Origin of the sequence: Pontivivens insulae, assembly GCF_900302495.1 — a bacterium.
GTDB classification, from domain to species: domain Bacteria; phylum Pseudomonadota; class Alphaproteobacteria; order Rhodobacterales; family Rhodobacteraceae; genus Pontivivens; species Pontivivens insulae.
On record NZ_OMKW01000001.1, the window covers coordinates 309,174 to 323,774 of the forward strand.

The following is a 14,601-nucleotide window of genomic DNA, read 5'->3' on the forward strand; positions in this document are numbered from 1 at the left end:
CGCCGCTTTTGCACGATCCTCCGGCAGTCGGGACTATTGTGATGCGCCGCCCAGAAAACTGCGCGGCGAGCCGCCGAATTTTCGTGTGAATTCCCGGCTGAACTGAGCTGCGCTGTCGTATCCCACCTCGTAGGCGATCTGCGAGACGGGCTGACGCGCCTGTACCAGCAGGTCACGCGCTTCCAAAAGGCGAAGGTCCTTTTGGAACTGAAGCGGGCTGTTCGCCGTGACCTCCCGGAAGTTTTCGTAAAAGACAGACGCGCTCATCCCGGCAATCGCAGCGAGATCGGTGGCGCGAATCTGGCTGCGATATTCCTTTCGAATATGGACGATAGCGCGGGCGATCCGGCTGGCCTTGCTGTCGATATTCATCATCTGCCGCAAATTTCCGCCGTGTCGGGACCGCAACGCATGAAAGAGCACTTCGCGCAATGTGGACCCGGCAAGTGCTTGCTCTGCAATCGGATCGGAGTGCAGGCGGAACAGGCGGGCCATGGCCGCGACAAGCTCCGCGTCGGCGGCGCCGACCTCGACGCCCCGTGCCGGGCTGTCGTCCGTGTCGAGTGCCCCGACCTCTCCGGCCAAACTGCGCACGAGCTGTAAGTCAATTTCGACATAGAGCGCGACGAAAGGATCGTTGGGGGTGGCCGTGACGCTCGACGCAAGGATGGGAGCGGTCTGGCCGATGATCAGTAGATCCCCGGCGCCATATGCGACACTGCGCGAGCCGTAGAGCGCGTCCTTACGTCCATTCAGGACAAGGGCCAGAACCGGGGCAAAGATCGCGCCATCATTTCGTTTGGATTGGACGGTACGCACCAGACCGATGTTGCGCACGGGAAGCGGGATGAACCCCTCTCGCGCCGATTGCGCGTCGAGATAGGCGCTGACCTCTGCGTAAAATTCTTCAACCTGCATGGAGCCTCCGCGATCACCCGCAGGATAGCGAAAGGGCGCAAGGCTTCACAGCCCAGCGCCCGTTGTCCCGGAGGATTGAGCAAAAGCTCAGGAGGATAGGGTTAGAGCCAACCCTGCGCTTCGTTCTCAATCACAGCCATCATCATGTCGATATGGGCCGGAGCATCGTTGAGGCAGTCGATATAGAGGAAGTGTTCGCCGCCCGCTTCTTCAAAGCTCTCCTTGATCTCTTCATCAATCTCTTCGAGCGTTTCGACGCAATCAGAGGAGAAGGCCGGGGCCATGATCGCGATGGACTTCTTGCCGGATTCTGCCAGGCGCGCCACCTCTTCAACCGTATAGGGCTGAAGCCACTCTTCCGGGCCAAATTTGGACTGGAAGGTCGTCACAATCTCTGTCTTGTCCCAGCCCAGACGCTCCCGCAGGAGGCGTGTCGTCTTCTGGCATTGGCAGTGGTAAGGGTCGCCCTCCATCAGATAGCGTTTTGGCACGCCGTGATAGGAGGTGACGAGGATGTCAGGCTTGGTCTCTGCCGCCGCATAGGCTTTCTCAACCGATTGAGCCAGCGCCTCGATATAAAGCGGGTGCTCGTAATAGGCGGGCACGGTGCGGATATAGGGCTGCCAGTTCATCTTCATCAGCGCGCGGAACGCCTGATCGTTGGCGGTGCCGGTCGTCGCTGCGGAGTATTGCGGATAGAGCGGGAAGAACACGATGCGCTCTGCCCCCGCGGCCTTGACGCGCTTGATGACACTTTCGGTCGAGGGGTTGCCGTAGCGCATCGCGAAATCGACGATAACATCATCCCCGTATTTCGCCGCCATCGCCTCTGCCAGTTTTTCCGCCTGAGAGCGGGTCGTTGTGAGCAATGGGCTTTCGTTCAGCTCGTTGTTCCAGATGCCCTTGTAAGCGTTACCGGACGAGAACGGACGTTTGGTCAGGATGATCCCTTGCAAGAGCGGCTGCCAGAGCCAGGGGGAGTAGTCGATGACGCGGCGGTCCGACAGAAACTCGTTCAGATAGCGGCGCATCGACCAGTAATCCGTCGCGTCAGGGGTGCCGAGATTTGAGATGATAACGCCGACGCGGGCGCGGGGCACGGGCGGGTGGTCGCTTTCTGCATGGGCAAGGCGGCCATCGCCGGGTTGATGCATATCGGGCTTGGACTGGTCGAACATCGGAAAACGTCTCTCGTCACGAAATAGCTGTGGTGTTGTGCGCGCGGCGCCCGTTGGGGTCAAGTGCGGCAGGTGTTGGCCTGTCTACGGCTGAAGCCGCGGTTAGGATCAGAGCTTTCGCTCCGGCACTTTCAGCGCATCCGCCAGGCGTGCCTTGGCAGAGCCGGGTCGCAAGGGTTGTTGCTGGGTATCGGCAGGGGCCCAACCGGTGAGGAAGACGATCTCAAAGCTTGCCTCGATACGTCCATCGGCTCGCGCGTAGTTCTGGGTGTAGAGCTCCAGCGCCCGGCCGAGCGTTGCGCGTTTGAGGACGGTCTTGCGCCGTGCGGCCATGGCGTTGGTCTCTCCCATCGCGCGAAGATCGCGCATCAGGGCGAGCGGATCGGCATAATCGACCGTGAGGCGCATCGAATCCGCGACCGGCAGGGCGAGCCCTGCGCGCTGGACGAGGCCGCCAAGATCGCGCAGTTCACCCATCGGGGCCACGCGGGGGGACAGGCCGCCCTCAACCTCGATCTCTGCCTGACCGAACGCGGCGCGCAGTTCCGTGAGCGTCTCACCGCCAAAGAGTGCGGCAATCATCAGGCCGTCAGGGCGCAATGCGCGGCGCAATTGGACCAGTTGGCCGACCGGATCCTCCATCCAGTGCAGGCTGAGCGCATGGATCGCGAGGTCATGCGCGCCTTCGGTAACATCCAGAACATCGGTATCGGGGATGCGGCGGGCCTTCAGCCCCAGCTGCTCAGCCCAAAGCCCGGTCTGATCCCCGACGATCAAGGGATCGGTAAAGGACTTGTTAATCTCAAGAAGCCTATCTGAAACCTCCTGCGCGGCGGCTTCGTGCAGGAAGGTGGCACCACCCGCGCGGTGGCGATGGGCGCTGAGGGCGCGACGGTCGAAGAGAGGCTCGGTCATGGCAGGGCAGATAGAGGTTGCACGCCGCGAGGGGAAGGGGCTGGTTGGGCGAGCTCTGTTCCATCTTGCCGCACTTGTCTATCCGCCGCGCTGCATCGCGTGCCCCTCGGAAACCGATGCGCCCGGTGCGCTGTGTGCTGAGTGCTGGAGGCAGATCGAGTTCATCTCTGGCCCGGTCTGCGCGCAATGCGGAACGCCGGTCGAGGCAGGCGCACCGGGACAGCGATTGAGTTGTGACAGTTGCGCCCTCGATCCGCCCCCATGGCGTGACGGTCGCGCGGCACTGATCTATGGCGGTGCAGGCCGGCGCGTGATCTTGCAATTGAAACATGGGGACCGGCTCGATATTGCGCCCACATTGGCAAGCTGGCTGGCACGCGCGGCGCCCGATCTGATCGACCGGGCAGATATTGTCGCCCCGGTACCGCTGCATTGGTCGCGGCTGTTCAGGCGGCGCTACAATCAGTCGGCCGAATTGATCCGCGCATTAGTCCCGCCCCAAAAACGCGGCCAGGATCTGCTGCGCAGGGTGAAATCTACGCCCCTTCTCGATGGCAAGCGGCGGGATGAGCGCAGCTCTCTTCTGGCCGAGGCGATCGCGCTCGGGCCACATGACGTCGCCGGTAAGTCGATCCTGCTGGTCGATGACGTGCTGACAACCGGCGCGACATTACGGGCCTGCGCGCGGATCCTACTCACCGCTGATGCCAAAGAGGTGAACGTCCTGACGCTGGCGCGCGTTGTCAGGGACAAGGGGGCGTGACTATATCGTCCCTAGACCCGGAGGCTTGCTGATGAAACCCGTCGAAATTTATACCACCCCAATCTGTGGCTTTTGCCACGCCGCCAAACGTCTGTTGACGCAGAAGGGTGTTTCCTTCTCTGAGATCGACGTGATGTCCAACCCCGACAAACGGGCTGAGATGACCCAACGCTCTGGCGGCGGGCGGACGGTGCCGCAGATCTTCATTGACGGAACACCCATTGGTGGCTGCGATGATCTGCACGCACTGGAACGGTCCGGCAAGCTTGATGGAATGCTGGCCGACGCATGATCCGTGCAGCCCTCGTGCAGTTGACGAGCAGCGATGATCCGCTTGCCAACCTGCCGATCACCGAAGGTTTCATCCGGGACGCGGCAAATCAGGGGGCGACCCTGATCGCCACGCCAGAGGTGACCAATTGCGTATCCATGTCACGCGCCCGGCAGATGGACGTTTTGCGTCATGAGGCCGACGATCCGACGCTTGCGCGCTTGCGGGAGGTGGCGTCAGAACTCGCGGTCACGTTGCATATCGGGTCGCTTGCCCTGAAGACGGACGACCCGGATGGGCGCTTCGCAAATCGCGGCTTTGTCATCGCCCCGGATGGATCGGTTCAGGCCTGCTATGACAAAATCCATATGTTTGATGTGGACGTGGACGGCGGATACCGCGAATCGAAAGGTTATCGCCCCGGATCAGCGGCCATCGTGACAGAGGCGTCGGGCGCACAGCTTGGACTTTCGATCTGCTACGACATGCGCTTTCCAACACTCGCAAGGGGATTAGCCCGAGCCGGCGCGCAGATCCTGACCTACCCGTCCGCGTTCACGGTGCCCACCGGGCGTGCGCATTGGGACGTCCTGTTGCGCGCGCGCGCCATTGAAACCGGCTGTTGGGTACTGGCACCCGCACAGTGCGGGACACATCCGGGTTCGGGGCGTGAGACCTGGGGACACTCCCTCGCCGTATCCCCTTGGGGGGAGGTCGCGGCGGATGGGGGCACGGAGCCCGGCGTTTCGCTGGTCGATATCGATCTTGAGGCCGTGGTACGGGCCCGGAATTCCATTCCAGCCCTTGCGAATGAGCGTGGCTTCGATATCACAACGGGATGAAGGAAGACGCCTCAGACCCGCTTGCCATAGCCCTGTTGAGCGAGATCGACACGCTCGAACAGTTGGCCCGTGGCCGCTTGCAGCGTGCGCTGCCCAAGGGGATGGAGTTGAGCCAGTTTGCCGTGCTGAACCATTTCGCGCGTTTGGGCGGGGAAAAGACACCCGCGCAGCTGGCACGATCCTTTCATGTGACCCGTGGCACCATGACCAATACTTTGAAAAAGCTGGAAACCTCTGGCTGGATCCACATCCGCCCCGATTGGGAGGATGGACGCAAGAAATGGGTCAGCATCAGCCCGGCGGGTCGCAGTGCTCGCAACTTCGCCGTGGCAGCGATTGCGCCGGTCTTTGAGGATGTGATGGTCGGTATGGGACGCGACCGGGTGCGGGCGGCACTGCCCTTTCTGCGCGACCTTCGAACCTATTTGAGCAAGGAATAGGCTTGCCTTTGCCGGGTCACGCGCCTGAAGTGGCGCGGTGTCTGGCAGAGGAGTATCCGACGTGAGCGACCCGTATTATCAACCGATTTCCGGGCAGGACCTGCCGCGTTTTGCAGGTGTGCCCAGCTTCATGCGACTGCCCCATTTGGGCGAGGATGATCCGCGGCGGGCCGAAGTGGATATCGGATTGATCGGGATCCCATGGGATGCAGGCACGACGAACCGGCCCGGCCCACGTCATGGACCGCGTCAATTGCGCGATTATTCGACGATGATGCGGCGCGTGAACCCCTATTCCAAGACCGATCCTTTTGCGCTGTGCAATTGTGCCGATCTGGGTGACGTGAACCCGAACCCTGTCGATCTGGAGGATACGTTGGGGCGCATCGAGCGCTTTTATGCGGATGTCGCCGCGCAGGGGATCGTGCCGATGACGGCCGGAGGGGATCATCTGACCTCCCTGCCGGTGCTGCGCGCGCTCGCCAAGGACGGACCGTTGGGCATGGTGCATTTCGATGCGCATACCGACCTCTACGACAGCTATTTCGGGGGCTATCGCTATACCCATGGTACCCCGTTCCGCCGGGCGATCGAGGAAGGTGTGCTGGACCCCAAGCGAGTCGTCCAGATCGGCATTCGCGGGCCGATGTATGATGGGGAGGATATTGAATGGGGCCGGGCGCAGGGCGTTCGGATCATCACTATTGAGGAGTTCTTCGATCTTGGCGTACCGGCCGTGATGGCGGAGGCCCGCCGGATCGTCGGAGATGCGCCGACCTATTGCAGCTTTGACATTGATTTCATTGATCCCGCCTTTGCGCCGGGCACGGGCACGCCCGAGGTGGGTGGCCCGACCAGCTTCCAAGCCCAGCAATGCGTGCGGATGCTGGACGGGCTGAACCTGATCGGGGCTGACATGGTTGAAGTCTCCCCACCTTTTGATCCATCGGGAGGGACGGCCTGGCTGGGCGTGAACATCATCTTCGAGATCATGTGCGTCTTATCGAAAGCGATTGAGGCACGGCGTTGAGGCCGCCCGCATATGTGGGCTGATTTTGCCCGGTCGGAGCCGTGGGGAGGGCGCCTCGTCTTGAAAGGTGGTTTGGCCGCTCAGACCCGCAGGTTCTTCTCTGTCCCGCGTTCTCGCGCCGTAATCCACACACCGGTCATGAAGGCCCACGCCACGGCGAGACCTGCCCAAGTGACGGTATATTCCAGATGCCGATTGCGGAAATTGACCGTTACCGGCAGGGGGCGCGGCGCACCATCAAGCTGTGCCTCTGTGATGACCGCCAGGATGGGCAGTGTCGCCAGTTCCTCGGCCATGGGGGTCACGTCGCGAGCAAACCAGAAGTTGCGCGCAAGGTCGGGCGCAGGTGTGTAGCTGTCACTCTCATCAGGCCAGAGCAGCACGGCAGGACCTGCAATCGGGCCGAGCGGGCGGGTGGCATCCTTTTCCGCCTCTCGCACGAAGCCACGGTCGAGCAGGATGCGCCGACCGTCTGCTGTCTGAAACGGAGCGATGATGGTGAAACCGGGGCCTTGCCCCGGGCGAGAGGTCAGCACGTGGACCTCTCCGGCGAGGATCTCACCGTCCAGCAAGACGGGCGTGTACTCATCTTTGGCTTCTGTGGGGTTTTCGGGCAGTGGCACGGGCGCGGCGGCAAGCCCTTCATAGGCTGCGGCGATCAGCCCCTCTTTCCATTGCATGCGCTGAAACTGCCAGATCGAGAGCGAGATCAGGATAGCGCAGCCGATCAGGCCAAACAGCAATGGGCCGAGATTGCGTTTCAGCATCAGTCTTCCCCTCAAATGCAAAGCGCCGCGCGAGTGACCCGCGCGGCGCCTGAATTCAATGCAGGTCGGGTCTTATGCGCCCCAAACGTAGATTGCAGCGAACAGGAACAGCCAAACCACGTCAACGAAGTGCCAGTACCAAGCCGCAGCTTCGAACCCGAGATGCTTTTCAGCGGTGAAGTGGTTCTTGCGAGCGCGGAAATAGCAGACCAGCAGGAACACCGTACCGATGAAGACGTGCGCACCGTGGAAGCCCGTCGCCATGAAGAAGTTCGCACCATAGATGGAGTCAGCAAAGCCGAACGCAGCGTGCGTGTATTCATAGACCTGGAAGCAGGAGAAGATCACGCCGAGGATCACGGCGATGATCAGGCCCTGGGATGCGGCCTTGTTGTCGTTGTCATGCACGATGGCGTGGTGTGCCCAGGTTGCAGCACAGCCGGACAGCAGCAGGATCAGCGTGTTGATCAGGGGCAGGTGCCACGGATCGAAGGTTTCGACGCCAACCGGCGGCCAGACACCACCAACAGCTTCCATCGGATAGATGGCGTGCTTGAAGAAGGACCAGAACCACGCGAGGAAGAAAAAGACCTCAGACGTGATGAACAGGATCATACCATAGCGCAGGCCGATCTGCACAACGGGTGTATGATCGCCAACGCGGCTTTCACGCACGACGTCAGACCACCATGCAAACATCACGAAGAGAACGGCGGCAAAGCCAATCAGGAAGAGATAGGGCTGGCTGAGTGCGCCGGAAACGTTCGGGGACATCCAAAGCACAGCACCGAAGAGCATGACGAAGGCCGCGATGGCGCCGACGAACGGATAAACGCTCGGCGTGAGAATGTGGTAGTCGTGGTTCTTGGCGTGGGCCATCTTATCCCTCTTGCGCAGACGTGACAGGCGTGAGGGCGGCGGTGTCCTCCGTCTCAGGCATGTCGATTTCGTAGAATGTATAGGACAACGTCACCTCTTGCACAAACTGTGCTTCGGCGTCGTTGATGATTTCAGGATCCACATAGAACGTGACCGGCATCTGCACGGTCTGGCCTGGCATCAGCACCTGCTCCTGAAAACAGAAGCAATCGATCTTTGTGAAATAGCCACCCGCCGAATAGGGGGTAACGTTATAGCTGGCCTGCCCTGCGATCGGGCGATCCGTAGGGTTGTGCGCCGTGTAGAATACCAGTCCGGTCTGACCGATGGGCAGCTCAACTGTGCGCGTTTCGGGAGCACGGAATTCCCACTCCATCGTGCGCGACCGCGAGGCATCGAATCGAACCGTAATCGTCTCTTCAAGAACGGTGTCCGAGCCCGTGCCCTCGGCCGTGGTGCCACCATAGCCGGTCACACGGCAGAACAGGTCGTAGAGCGGGACAGCCGCGAAGCTCATCCCGACCATGAAAACGACGAGGCCAACGGCGGACAGTGCGGTGCGTTTGACGCCACGATCCATCTTAATTCTCCTCCTCAAGTGGCAGCAGGGTCGCGCGCGGGGCGTGGTCGAACGCCTCCATCGACGCACCGTTCTGCATCTTCACCATCGTGACGGCGAAAATCAGCGCCACGAAGGACAGAAGGATGATCAGCACGGCCACGTTGCGGCCCTTGCGGCGAGTATAAATTTCGTGCGGTTCCTGACCGAGTGTCATCTTCATCTCCTCAGAACAGAACCGGCCAGCCGGACCAAGCCCAGCCAAGCGAGCGCAGGGCAATGTCGACCCCGAGCGCGATGAACAGAGCAAAGAGGTAGCCAATCGATTCGAGGAAAACCCGCAACTCCGTCTTGAATTTGTCCGCCTTGGCTGTCGCCTCATCCCGGCGCCAGATCGCAACTGCACCCCAGACGAAGCGCGCGTTGTAGGCCAGCGCGGCAAGGAAGTAGACAGGGCCGCCCACTTCCGTGAAGGCGAGCGCCATCGCGACAGGGAACAGAATCACTGTGTAGGCAAGGATCTGGAACCGGGTCGCGCGGTCACCCTTTACCACCGGGTACATCGGCACGCCGGCTTTCACGTAATCCTCATTGCGGAAAATCGCGAGCGCCCAGAAATGGGGCGGCGTCCACAGGAAGATCAGCGCGAACATAAGAACGCCTTCGAGGCTGACGCCACCGGTCACACACATCCAGCCGATCATCGGGGGGAAGGCCCCGGCCGCGCCACCGATCACGATGTTCTGCGGCGTCGAGCGCTTGAGCCACATCGAGTAGATCACGACGTAGAAGAAAATGGTGAAGGCGAGGAAGATCGCGGCCTGGATGTTGGCGAAAATGCTGAGCATCAGCACCGACATGATCGACAGTCCAAGGCCGATGCCCAAAGCCTCACCCGGTTCGACCTTGCCTGCGGGCAGCGGGCGATTGACCGTGCGTTTCATGATCGCGTCGATATCCGCATCCCACCACATATTGAGTGCGCCGGATGCGCCAGCGCCGACAGCAATGCAGAGAATAGCTGCGAAGGCGAGCACCGGGTGGGTCGCGCCGGGTGCCGCGAACAATCCGACAGCCGCCGTCAGCACGACCAATGACATCACGCGCGGTTTGAGCAGGTTGAAATAGTCTTTCACCTGCGCCTCTCCGGCGGCCTTGTCGATCTCACTCAGGGTCATATCGGTCATGAACGCAAACTCTCTTTGTAAAGACGGCCCGCAAAGGTTGCGGGCCGCATCACGTCAACAGTCGTCAGACGTTTACTGTGCAGCCGCCAGCTGGATGGTCGGATCAACCGTATCGTCAGAGGCGTAAACCTCGATCGCGGCTTCAATCCATGCCTCATACTCTTCCACCGGGACCGCACGCACGGTGATCGGCATGTAGGAGTGGGAGATACCGCACAGCTCGGAACACTGGCCGAAATAGACGCCTGGCTCGTCAACCTGGAACCAGGTCTCGTTCAGGCGGCCCGGAACACCATCCATGTGGACGCCGAATGCGGGGATCTTCCAGGAGTGGATGACGTCGGCAGCAGTCACCTGAAGCCGGACAACCTGACCCACCGGAACGACCATGGAAGTGTCGGTGGCGAGCAGGTTCGCCTCAGGCGGATAGCCATACTCTTCAAGCTCATCCTCAGCCAGCATGTAGCTGTCGAAATAGATGCCGTGATCGGGATACTCGTAACCCCAGTACCACTGGTAGCCGGTCGTCTTGATCGTCACATCAGCTTCGGGGATCTCAACCTGCTTGAAGAGGATCGGCAGGGACATCGACCCGATGCCGATCAGGATCAGGACAGGGATGATCGTCCAGGCAACTTCGAGTGTGGAGTGGTGCGTGAAGCGCGCAGGCTCAGGATTTGCCTTCGCGTTGTACTTCACAGCGACCCAGACCAGCAGGCCCGTCACGAAGATCACGATCAGCGTGATGATGACCAGCAGCCAGGAATCGAGCCAGTGAATATCCTCGGCCAGTTCAGTCGCTGCAAACTGGAACGCGATGCCGTTGTCATGAGGAATGCCGATCAGCGGCAGTTCGCTGAGCACTTCATCCTGAGCGCGCGCAGCGCCCGCGCCCAGCAGCGCGGTCAGAGCAGTGAGGGTCTTAGAAAATCGCATCATTAGTTTCCCGGTCTCCGGCCCTGCCGGGCCCTCTTCCTAATCGTCCATGCTTGCAGCCCAGCGTGACTCGGACCGCGCACCGATTGATGTGCGTCTAAAACCACACTACGTGCTTTGAAACAAGGCGGCACTATGTTGCATTCCGTCGCACACAATCGTTTTTTGCCCGCAGGAGTGGTTTTCATGACACCCCAGACCGACCGTTTCCGTCCTTTCGAGACCGATCTGGACCGCGAGGTGTCGCTGCGTGTGCTGCGCGATGCGCTTGCAGGCGCAGATGATGGCGAACTTTTCCTCGAGCGGCGGCGCTCGGAAATGCTGGTTCTGGACGACCAGCGCATCAAGACAGCCAACTACACTGCGTCCGAAGGGTTCGGGCTACGTGCGGTCAGTGGTGAGATGGCGGGCTATGCTCATGCGACGACACTGGATGAGGCGGCCCTGCGCCGCGCCAGTGAGACCGTGCGGCTTGCCGTTCGCGAGGCGGTCGCCACGCCCGCGCCTGAACCGGCACGCACGAACCGGCACCTATATGGCGAGGTTGATCCAACCCAAGATGCCGAGTTCGCGGTAAAAATCGACGTCCTCAAGGAAATTGACGACTATTTGCGTAGCCGCAGTGGTTCTGTCGTGCAGGTCTCCGCCAGCATGGGCGGAAGCTTTCAAGAGGTCGAAATCCTGCGCGCCAGCGGCGACAGCTTCATTGATGCGCGTCCGATGTGCCGGCTCAACATCTCTGTCATCGTAGAGCGGGATGGACGCCGCGAAAGTGGCAGCGCGGGCGGCGGTGGTCGGCATGGCCTCACCCAATTGATGGATCGGACCCATTGGCAGGCGGTCGCGGATGAAGCGCTGCGAATCGCGACGGTCAATCTGGACGCGGTTCCTGCCCCCGCAGGCGTCATGGATATCGTACTTGGGCCGGGCTGGCCGGGTATCCTGCTGCACGAGGCTGTGGGCCACGGGCTGGAGGGGGATTTCAACCGCAAGTCAACATCGGCCTTTGCCGGCCTGATGGGCAAACAGGTCGCGGCCAAGGGAGTGACAGTCATTGACGACGGGACGATTCCCGATCGTCGCGGCTCAATCACTTTCGATGACGAAGGCACGCCCAGCGCAAAGAATGTGCTGATCGAGGATGGTGTTCTGGTCGGCTACATGCAGGACCGCCAGAACGCGCGCCTGATGGGCGTCGCCCCCACCGGCAATGGGCGCAGGCAGGGATTTGAGCACACGCCGATGCCCCGGATGACAAACACCTACATGCCCGGCGGCGACAGCGATCCGGCAGATATCCTTGCCGGGCTGAAGGATGGGATCTACGCCGTCGGCTTTGGCGGCGGTCAGGTTGATATCACAAATGGCAAATTCGTCTTTTCGTGCACCGAGGCTTACCGCGTCGAAGGCGGTAAAGTTGGCGCGCCGGTAAAGGGTGCGACGCTGATCGGCGACGGCGCCACCGCACTGAAGCAGGTGCGAGGGATCGGGAACGATATGTCACTCGATCCGGGCATGGGCAATTGCGGCAAGGCCGGACAATGGGTCCCCGTCGGCGTCGGACAGCCGACACTTCTGATTGGCGGTCTTACGGTCGGCGGCAGCGCGTAAGCAGGCGATTTCGCCCTGCCGGGCGAGGATATTTGAAGAAAGTGAAAGAGCGCGGGGTTTTCACTTTCCAGAGACCCCCCCGCTGGAGGCTCTGCCCATGCAATCCGTGTTTCACCTTGCCTATCACGTCACCGATCTGGAGGTGGCGCGACAGTTCTATGGCTCCGTTCTTGGCTGTGCCGAAGGCCGCTCGACGGAAACCTGGGTGGACTTCGATTTCTTCGGTCATCAGGTGTCGCTGCATCTGGGAACGCCTTTCGAGACCACGAATACCGGAAAGGTTGGCGCACATATGGTGCCCATGCCGCATCTGGGCGTCGTTCTGTCCCTTTCGGATTGGCAAGAGTTGCGCGCCCGACTGGAGGCGGCAGGCACGGACTGGGTTCTTGCCCCAACCGTCCGGTTTGAAGGCGAGCCCGGCGAGCAGTGGACGATGTTCTTTCGCGATCCGTCCGGCAACCCGATCGAGATCAAGGGATATGCTGATACGTCCGGGATCTTTGCGACCTAAAGTGCGTGCTGAAGCAACCGGTCGTAGATCGGTTGTGCGGGATCGAGCAGGTGCGCCGGTACCTCTGGCAGTTCTGCCCTGTCCGGGGGCGCGAAGTCCGTGGAGTTCAAAACTGACCCGTACCAATGGTCTGCCCAGATCCCGTAGTCGGGGTGATGGCCCGCCGGCCAACTGAGCATAGCAGGCTGGAAGTCTATCCCGACTGCCGTGCAGAGGTTGCGCAACTGCCCCTCGGGATCAGCGCGCACGCGACCCGTCTCAACCACCACGGGGGCGGTGCCAAGGCGGTCTGCCTCCCAGTCGAACAGTTCGCCCAGCCGGGAAAAGCCCAATTCCCACGGCTCAGGCGTCTGTCGTTTCGCCAGAAAGCTGGCGATGACGCGGGCAGGTTCCCGGATCAGGAAGATGTTCGTGCAGTCGCGCATATGACCGAGAGGCATATCCTCGATCATGTGAGCAACCATATGTTTGAGATACCAGAGCGCGGCGGGCGAGTGGCCCTCTAATCGTGCGGCTACCTCGTCACCATTCGTGATCCCAGCGGATAAAACGTGTTCACGCATCGGATGCGCGACGCCCGTGCGTGCCAGATAGGCCGCGTAGAATGGTTCGTCCCAAGCGCGGCAGTCGTCCCGGCCGAGAAAGCTACGCATCATCGCCGTCGAAAGGTTGCGCGGACCGGACCACACGGCGAGCTTCATCCCTCCGTTTCCCGTGCAATCAGATCCGCGTAGAGACCGCGGATATGTTGAGTGAGCGGGCCAAGCTGTCCATCACCAATCACGCGGCCATCAATGCTGCCAACGGGGGTTTGTGCACCGAAACTGCCGGTCAGGAACGCCTCATCCGCGCTGTATGTCTCAACGAGGGAGAAATTGCGCTCTTGCACGTCGATCCCGTCTGCACGGGCGAGATCGATGACCTTTTGGCGGGTGATGCCGTTCATGCAATAATCACCGGTGGACGTCCAAAGCGCGCCCTTCTTCACAATGAAGAAATTGCACGCGTTGGTCGTATTCACAAAACCATGCGGGTCGAACATCAACGCTTCATCGGCCCCGGCGCGCACAGCGGCGTTGAGTGCGATGATGCAGTTGAGCTTGGAGTGAGAGTTCAGTTTCGCGTCTTGTGTGAGAGGCAGACCACGGTGGTGCGCAACAGAGGCGAGGGCGACGGGGCGACCTGCCTTCGGCCTGGAATGTTCCATGAATATGACAATCGTGGGTCCCGATTGACTGAGCGAGGGGTGCTGGAAGGGACGTACCTTCAGGCCGCGGGTGACCATCAGGCGGCAATGGGCATCGCTGTGCAGATCGTTGGCGGAACGGGTTTCTTCCAGTGCATCGATCAGGGCCTCGCGGCGCATGCCGATGTCGAGGTCAACCGCAAGCGCCCCCTCCCAAAGACGGTCCATGTGTTCGTCGAGAAAAGCCCACCGGCCGTTGTAGAGGCGCATGCCCTCCCAAATGCCGTCGCCCAGCATGAAGCCGGAATCAAGTATGGAGACGGTAGCCTGCGCACGCGGTTTCAGACTGCCATTGATCCAAACCTTTATGTCCGCATTGCGCGGATCATCTTCGGCCTGATGGGTTGAGCGATGTTCTGTCATACCAGAACGGTAGGGGAGCGTGTGAGCACGTGTCGAGGGGGCTTGGACGCTTCTGTCCCTTTCTCTCTGAACAGACCTGTCGCGACGAGCGCCATGTCAGATGACCCTTGGGGTATACAGCATAGCTTTAGGGTGGTTCTCAGGCTCGGACTGATTTCAGGGAGGATACTCGCCAACGCTTTGCG

Annotated in this window: 18 protein-coding genes; 7 read left to right on the forward strand and 11 right to left on the reverse strand. The window is 60.9% G+C overall.

All coding sequences use genetic code 11. The features are described from left to right. Positions 1 to 33: 33 nt before the first annotated feature. The 3 genes from POI8812_RS01525 to POI8812_RS01535 form a co-directional block, all read right to left on the reverse strand. Positions 34 to 918 (reverse strand): AraC family transcriptional regulator, encoded by an 885-nt coding sequence (locus POI8812_RS01525; RefSeq protein ID WP_108780764.1) that lies wholly within the window; start codon positions 916 to 918, stop codon positions 34 to 36. Between the two features lie 101 nt (positions 919 to 1,019). Further along, positions 1,020 to 2,096: a ferrochelatase gene (gene hemH, locus POI8812_RS01530; protein WP_245895191.1), complete on the reverse strand. Its 1,077-nt coding sequence runs from the start codon at positions 2,094 to 2,096 to the stop codon at positions 1,020 to 1,022. Positions 2,097 to 2,204: 108 nt separating this feature from the next. Next, the gene (locus POI8812_RS01535; protein WP_108780765.1) at positions 2,205 to 3,011 is read right to left on the reverse strand and encodes a methyltransferase domain-containing protein; all 807 of its coding nucleotides are present in this window, start codon (positions 3,009 to 3,011) and stop codon (positions 2,205 to 2,207) included. Here POI8812_RS01535 and POI8812_RS01540 point away from each other — a divergent pair. The 5 genes from POI8812_RS01540 (at position 3,010) to speB (ending at position 6,357) form a co-directional block, all read left to right on the forward strand. Next, positions 3,010 to 3,774, forward strand: a complete 765-nt coding sequence (locus POI8812_RS01540; protein WP_108780766.1) for a ComF family protein — start codon at positions 3,010 to 3,012, stop codon at positions 3,772 to 3,774. The genes POI8812_RS01535 and POI8812_RS01540 overlap by 2 nt on opposite strands. A 31-nt stretch (positions 3,775 to 3,805) precedes the next feature. Continuing rightward, entirely contained in the window at positions 3,806 to 4,066 is a 261-nt protein-coding gene (grxC, locus tag POI8812_RS01545) for a glutaredoxin 3 (protein WP_108780767.1), read from the forward strand. Further along, positions 4,066 to 4,887, forward strand: coding sequence for a carbon-nitrogen hydrolase family protein (locus POI8812_RS01550; protein WP_108781471.1), 822 nt, complete (start codon positions 4,066 to 4,068; stop codon positions 4,885 to 4,887). Before grxC ends, POI8812_RS01550 begins: the two co-directional genes overlap by 1 nt. Next, positions 4,884 to 5,327, forward strand: coding sequence for a MarR family winged helix-turn-helix transcriptional regulator (locus tag POI8812_RS01555; RefSeq protein ID WP_108780768.1), 444 nt, complete (start codon positions 4,884 to 4,886; stop codon positions 5,325 to 5,327). Before POI8812_RS01550 ends, POI8812_RS01555 begins: the two co-directional genes overlap by 4 nt. A gap of 61 nt (positions 5,328 to 5,388) precedes the next feature. Then, the gene (speB, locus tag POI8812_RS01560; RefSeq protein ID WP_245895194.1) at positions 5,389 to 6,357 is read left to right on the forward strand and encodes an agmatinase; all 969 of its coding nucleotides are present in this window, start codon (positions 5,389 to 5,391) and stop codon (positions 6,355 to 6,357) included. A gap of 80 nt (positions 6,358 to 6,437) precedes the next feature. Here the strand turns inward: speB and POI8812_RS01565 are convergent, their stop codons facing one another. From POI8812_RS01565 to coxB, 6 genes are all read right to left on the reverse strand, one after another. After that, the gene (locus POI8812_RS01565) at positions 6,438 to 7,124 is read right to left on the reverse strand and encodes an SURF1 family protein (protein ID WP_245895196.1); all 687 of its coding nucleotides are present in this window, start codon (positions 7,122 to 7,124) and stop codon (positions 6,438 to 6,440) included. A 72-nt stretch (positions 7,125 to 7,196) separates the two neighbouring features. Then, positions 7,197 to 8,003: a cytochrome c oxidase subunit 3 gene (locus POI8812_RS01570; RefSeq protein WP_108780769.1), complete on the reverse strand. Its 807-nt coding sequence runs from the start codon at positions 8,001 to 8,003 to the stop codon at positions 7,197 to 7,199. A 1-nt stretch (position 8,004) separates the two neighbouring features. Then, a complete protein-coding gene (locus POI8812_RS01575) occupies positions 8,005 to 8,583 on the reverse strand; it encodes a cytochrome c oxidase assembly protein (protein WP_108780770.1) in 579 nt (192 codons plus the stop codon). A gap of 1 nt (position 8,584) precedes the next feature. After that, positions 8,585 to 8,779: a cytochrome c oxidase system small membrane protein gene (locus POI8812_RS01580; RefSeq protein ID WP_108781474.1), complete on the reverse strand. Its 195-nt coding sequence runs from the start codon at positions 8,777 to 8,779 to the stop codon at positions 8,585 to 8,587. 10 nt (positions 8,780 to 8,789) lie between these two features. Next, positions 8,790 to 9,749: a heme o synthase gene (locus tag POI8812_RS01585; RefSeq protein WP_108780771.1), complete on the reverse strand. Its 960-nt coding sequence runs from the start codon at positions 9,747 to 9,749 to the stop codon at positions 8,790 to 8,792. Between the two features lie 72 nt (positions 9,750 to 9,821). Then, positions 9,822 to 10,685, reverse strand: coding sequence for a cytochrome c oxidase subunit II (coxB, locus tag POI8812_RS01590; RefSeq protein WP_108781475.1), 864 nt, complete (start codon positions 10,683 to 10,685; stop codon positions 9,822 to 9,824). A gap of 186 nt (positions 10,686 to 10,871) precedes the next feature. On the opposite strand from coxB, the gene tldD reads away from it, so the two are divergent. Both tldD and POI8812_RS01600 read left to right on the forward strand, forming a co-directional pair. After that, complete coding sequence (gene tldD, locus POI8812_RS01595) at positions 10,872 to 12,296, forward strand: metalloprotease TldD (protein ID WP_108781476.1); 1,425 nt, start codon at positions 10,872 to 10,874, stop codon at positions 12,294 to 12,296. A gap of 97 nt (positions 12,297 to 12,393) precedes the next feature. Continuing rightward, positions 12,394 to 12,807 carry a VOC family protein gene (locus POI8812_RS01600; RefSeq protein ID WP_108780772.1) on the forward strand — a complete coding sequence of 138 codons (414 nt, stop codon included), beginning with the start codon at positions 12,394 to 12,396 and terminating at the stop codon, positions 12,805 to 12,807. On the opposite strand, the gene POI8812_RS01605 is transcribed toward POI8812_RS01600, so the two are convergent. Beyond that, on the reverse strand, positions 12,804 to 13,508 hold the full coding sequence (locus tag POI8812_RS01605; RefSeq protein ID WP_108780773.1) for a sulfotransferase-like domain-containing protein: 705 nt from the start codon (positions 13,506 to 13,508) through the stop codon (positions 12,804 to 12,806). The two genes, POI8812_RS01600 and POI8812_RS01605, sit on opposite strands and share 4 nt — an antisense overlap. Beyond that, positions 13,505 to 14,416 (reverse strand): aminotransferase class IV, encoded by a 912-nt coding sequence (locus POI8812_RS01610; protein WP_108780774.1) that lies wholly within the window; start codon positions 14,414 to 14,416, stop codon positions 13,505 to 13,507. Before POI8812_RS01610 ends, POI8812_RS01605 begins: the two co-directional genes overlap by 4 nt. Positions 14,417 to 14,601: the final 185 nt, after the last annotated feature.

Coding starts and splice junctions, on each gene's coding strand:
- POI8812_RS01600 (WP_108780772.1), top strand. CDS start 12,394: ATGCAATCCGTGTTTCACCTTGCCTATCACGTCACCGATCTGGAGGTG.
- POI8812_RS01555 (WP_108780768.1), top strand. CDS start 4,884: ATGAAGGAAGACGCCTCAGACCCGCTTGCCATAGCCCTGTTGAGCGAG.
- grxC (WP_108780767.1), top strand. CDS start 3,806: ATGAAACCCGTCGAAATTTATACCACCCCAATCTGTGGCTTTTGCCAC.
- tldD (WP_108781476.1), top strand. CDS start 10,872: ATGACACCCCAGACCGACCGTTTCCGTCCTTTCGAGACCGATCTGGAC.
- POI8812_RS01525 (WP_108780764.1), bottom strand. CDS start 918: ATGCAGGTTGAAGAATTTTACGCAGAGGTCAGCGCCTATCTCGACGCG.
- POI8812_RS01570 (WP_108780769.1), bottom strand. CDS start 8,003: ATGGCCCACGCCAAGAACCACGACTACCACATTCTCACGCCGAGCGTT.
- POI8812_RS01610 (WP_108780774.1), bottom strand. CDS start 14,416: ATGACAGAACATCGCTCAACCCATCAGGCCGAAGATGATCCGCGCAAT.
- POI8812_RS01535 (WP_108780765.1), bottom strand. CDS start 3,011: ATGACCGAGCCTCTCTTCGACCGTCGCGCCCTCAGCGCCCATCGCCAC.
- POI8812_RS01585 (WP_108780771.1), bottom strand. CDS start 9,749: ATGACCGATATGACCCTGAGTGAGATCGACAAGGCCGCCGGAGAGGCG.
- POI8812_RS01540 (WP_108780766.1), top strand. CDS start 3,010: ATGGCAGGGCAGATAGAGGTTGCACGCCGCGAGGGGAAGGGGCTGGTT.
- hemH (WP_245895191.1), bottom strand. CDS start 2,096: ATGTTCGACCAGTCCAAGCCCGATATGCATCAACCCGGCGATGGCCGC.
- POI8812_RS01580 (WP_108781474.1), bottom strand. CDS start 8,779: ATGACACTCGGTCAGGAACCGCACGAAATTTATACTCGCCGCAAGGGC.
- POI8812_RS01605 (WP_108780773.1), bottom strand. CDS start 13,508: ATGAAGCTCGCCGTGTGGTCCGGTCCGCGCAACCTTTCGACGGCGATG.
- coxB (WP_108781475.1), bottom strand. CDS start 10,685: ATGCGATTTTCTAAGACCCTCACTGCTCTGACCGCGCTGCTGGGCGCG.
- POI8812_RS01565 (WP_245895196.1), bottom strand. CDS start 7,124: ATGCTGAAACGCAATCTCGGCCCATTGCTGTTTGGCCTGATCGGCTGC.
- POI8812_RS01575 (WP_108780770.1), bottom strand. CDS start 8,583: ATGGATCGTGGCGTCAAACGCACCGCACTGTCCGCCGTTGGCCTCGTC.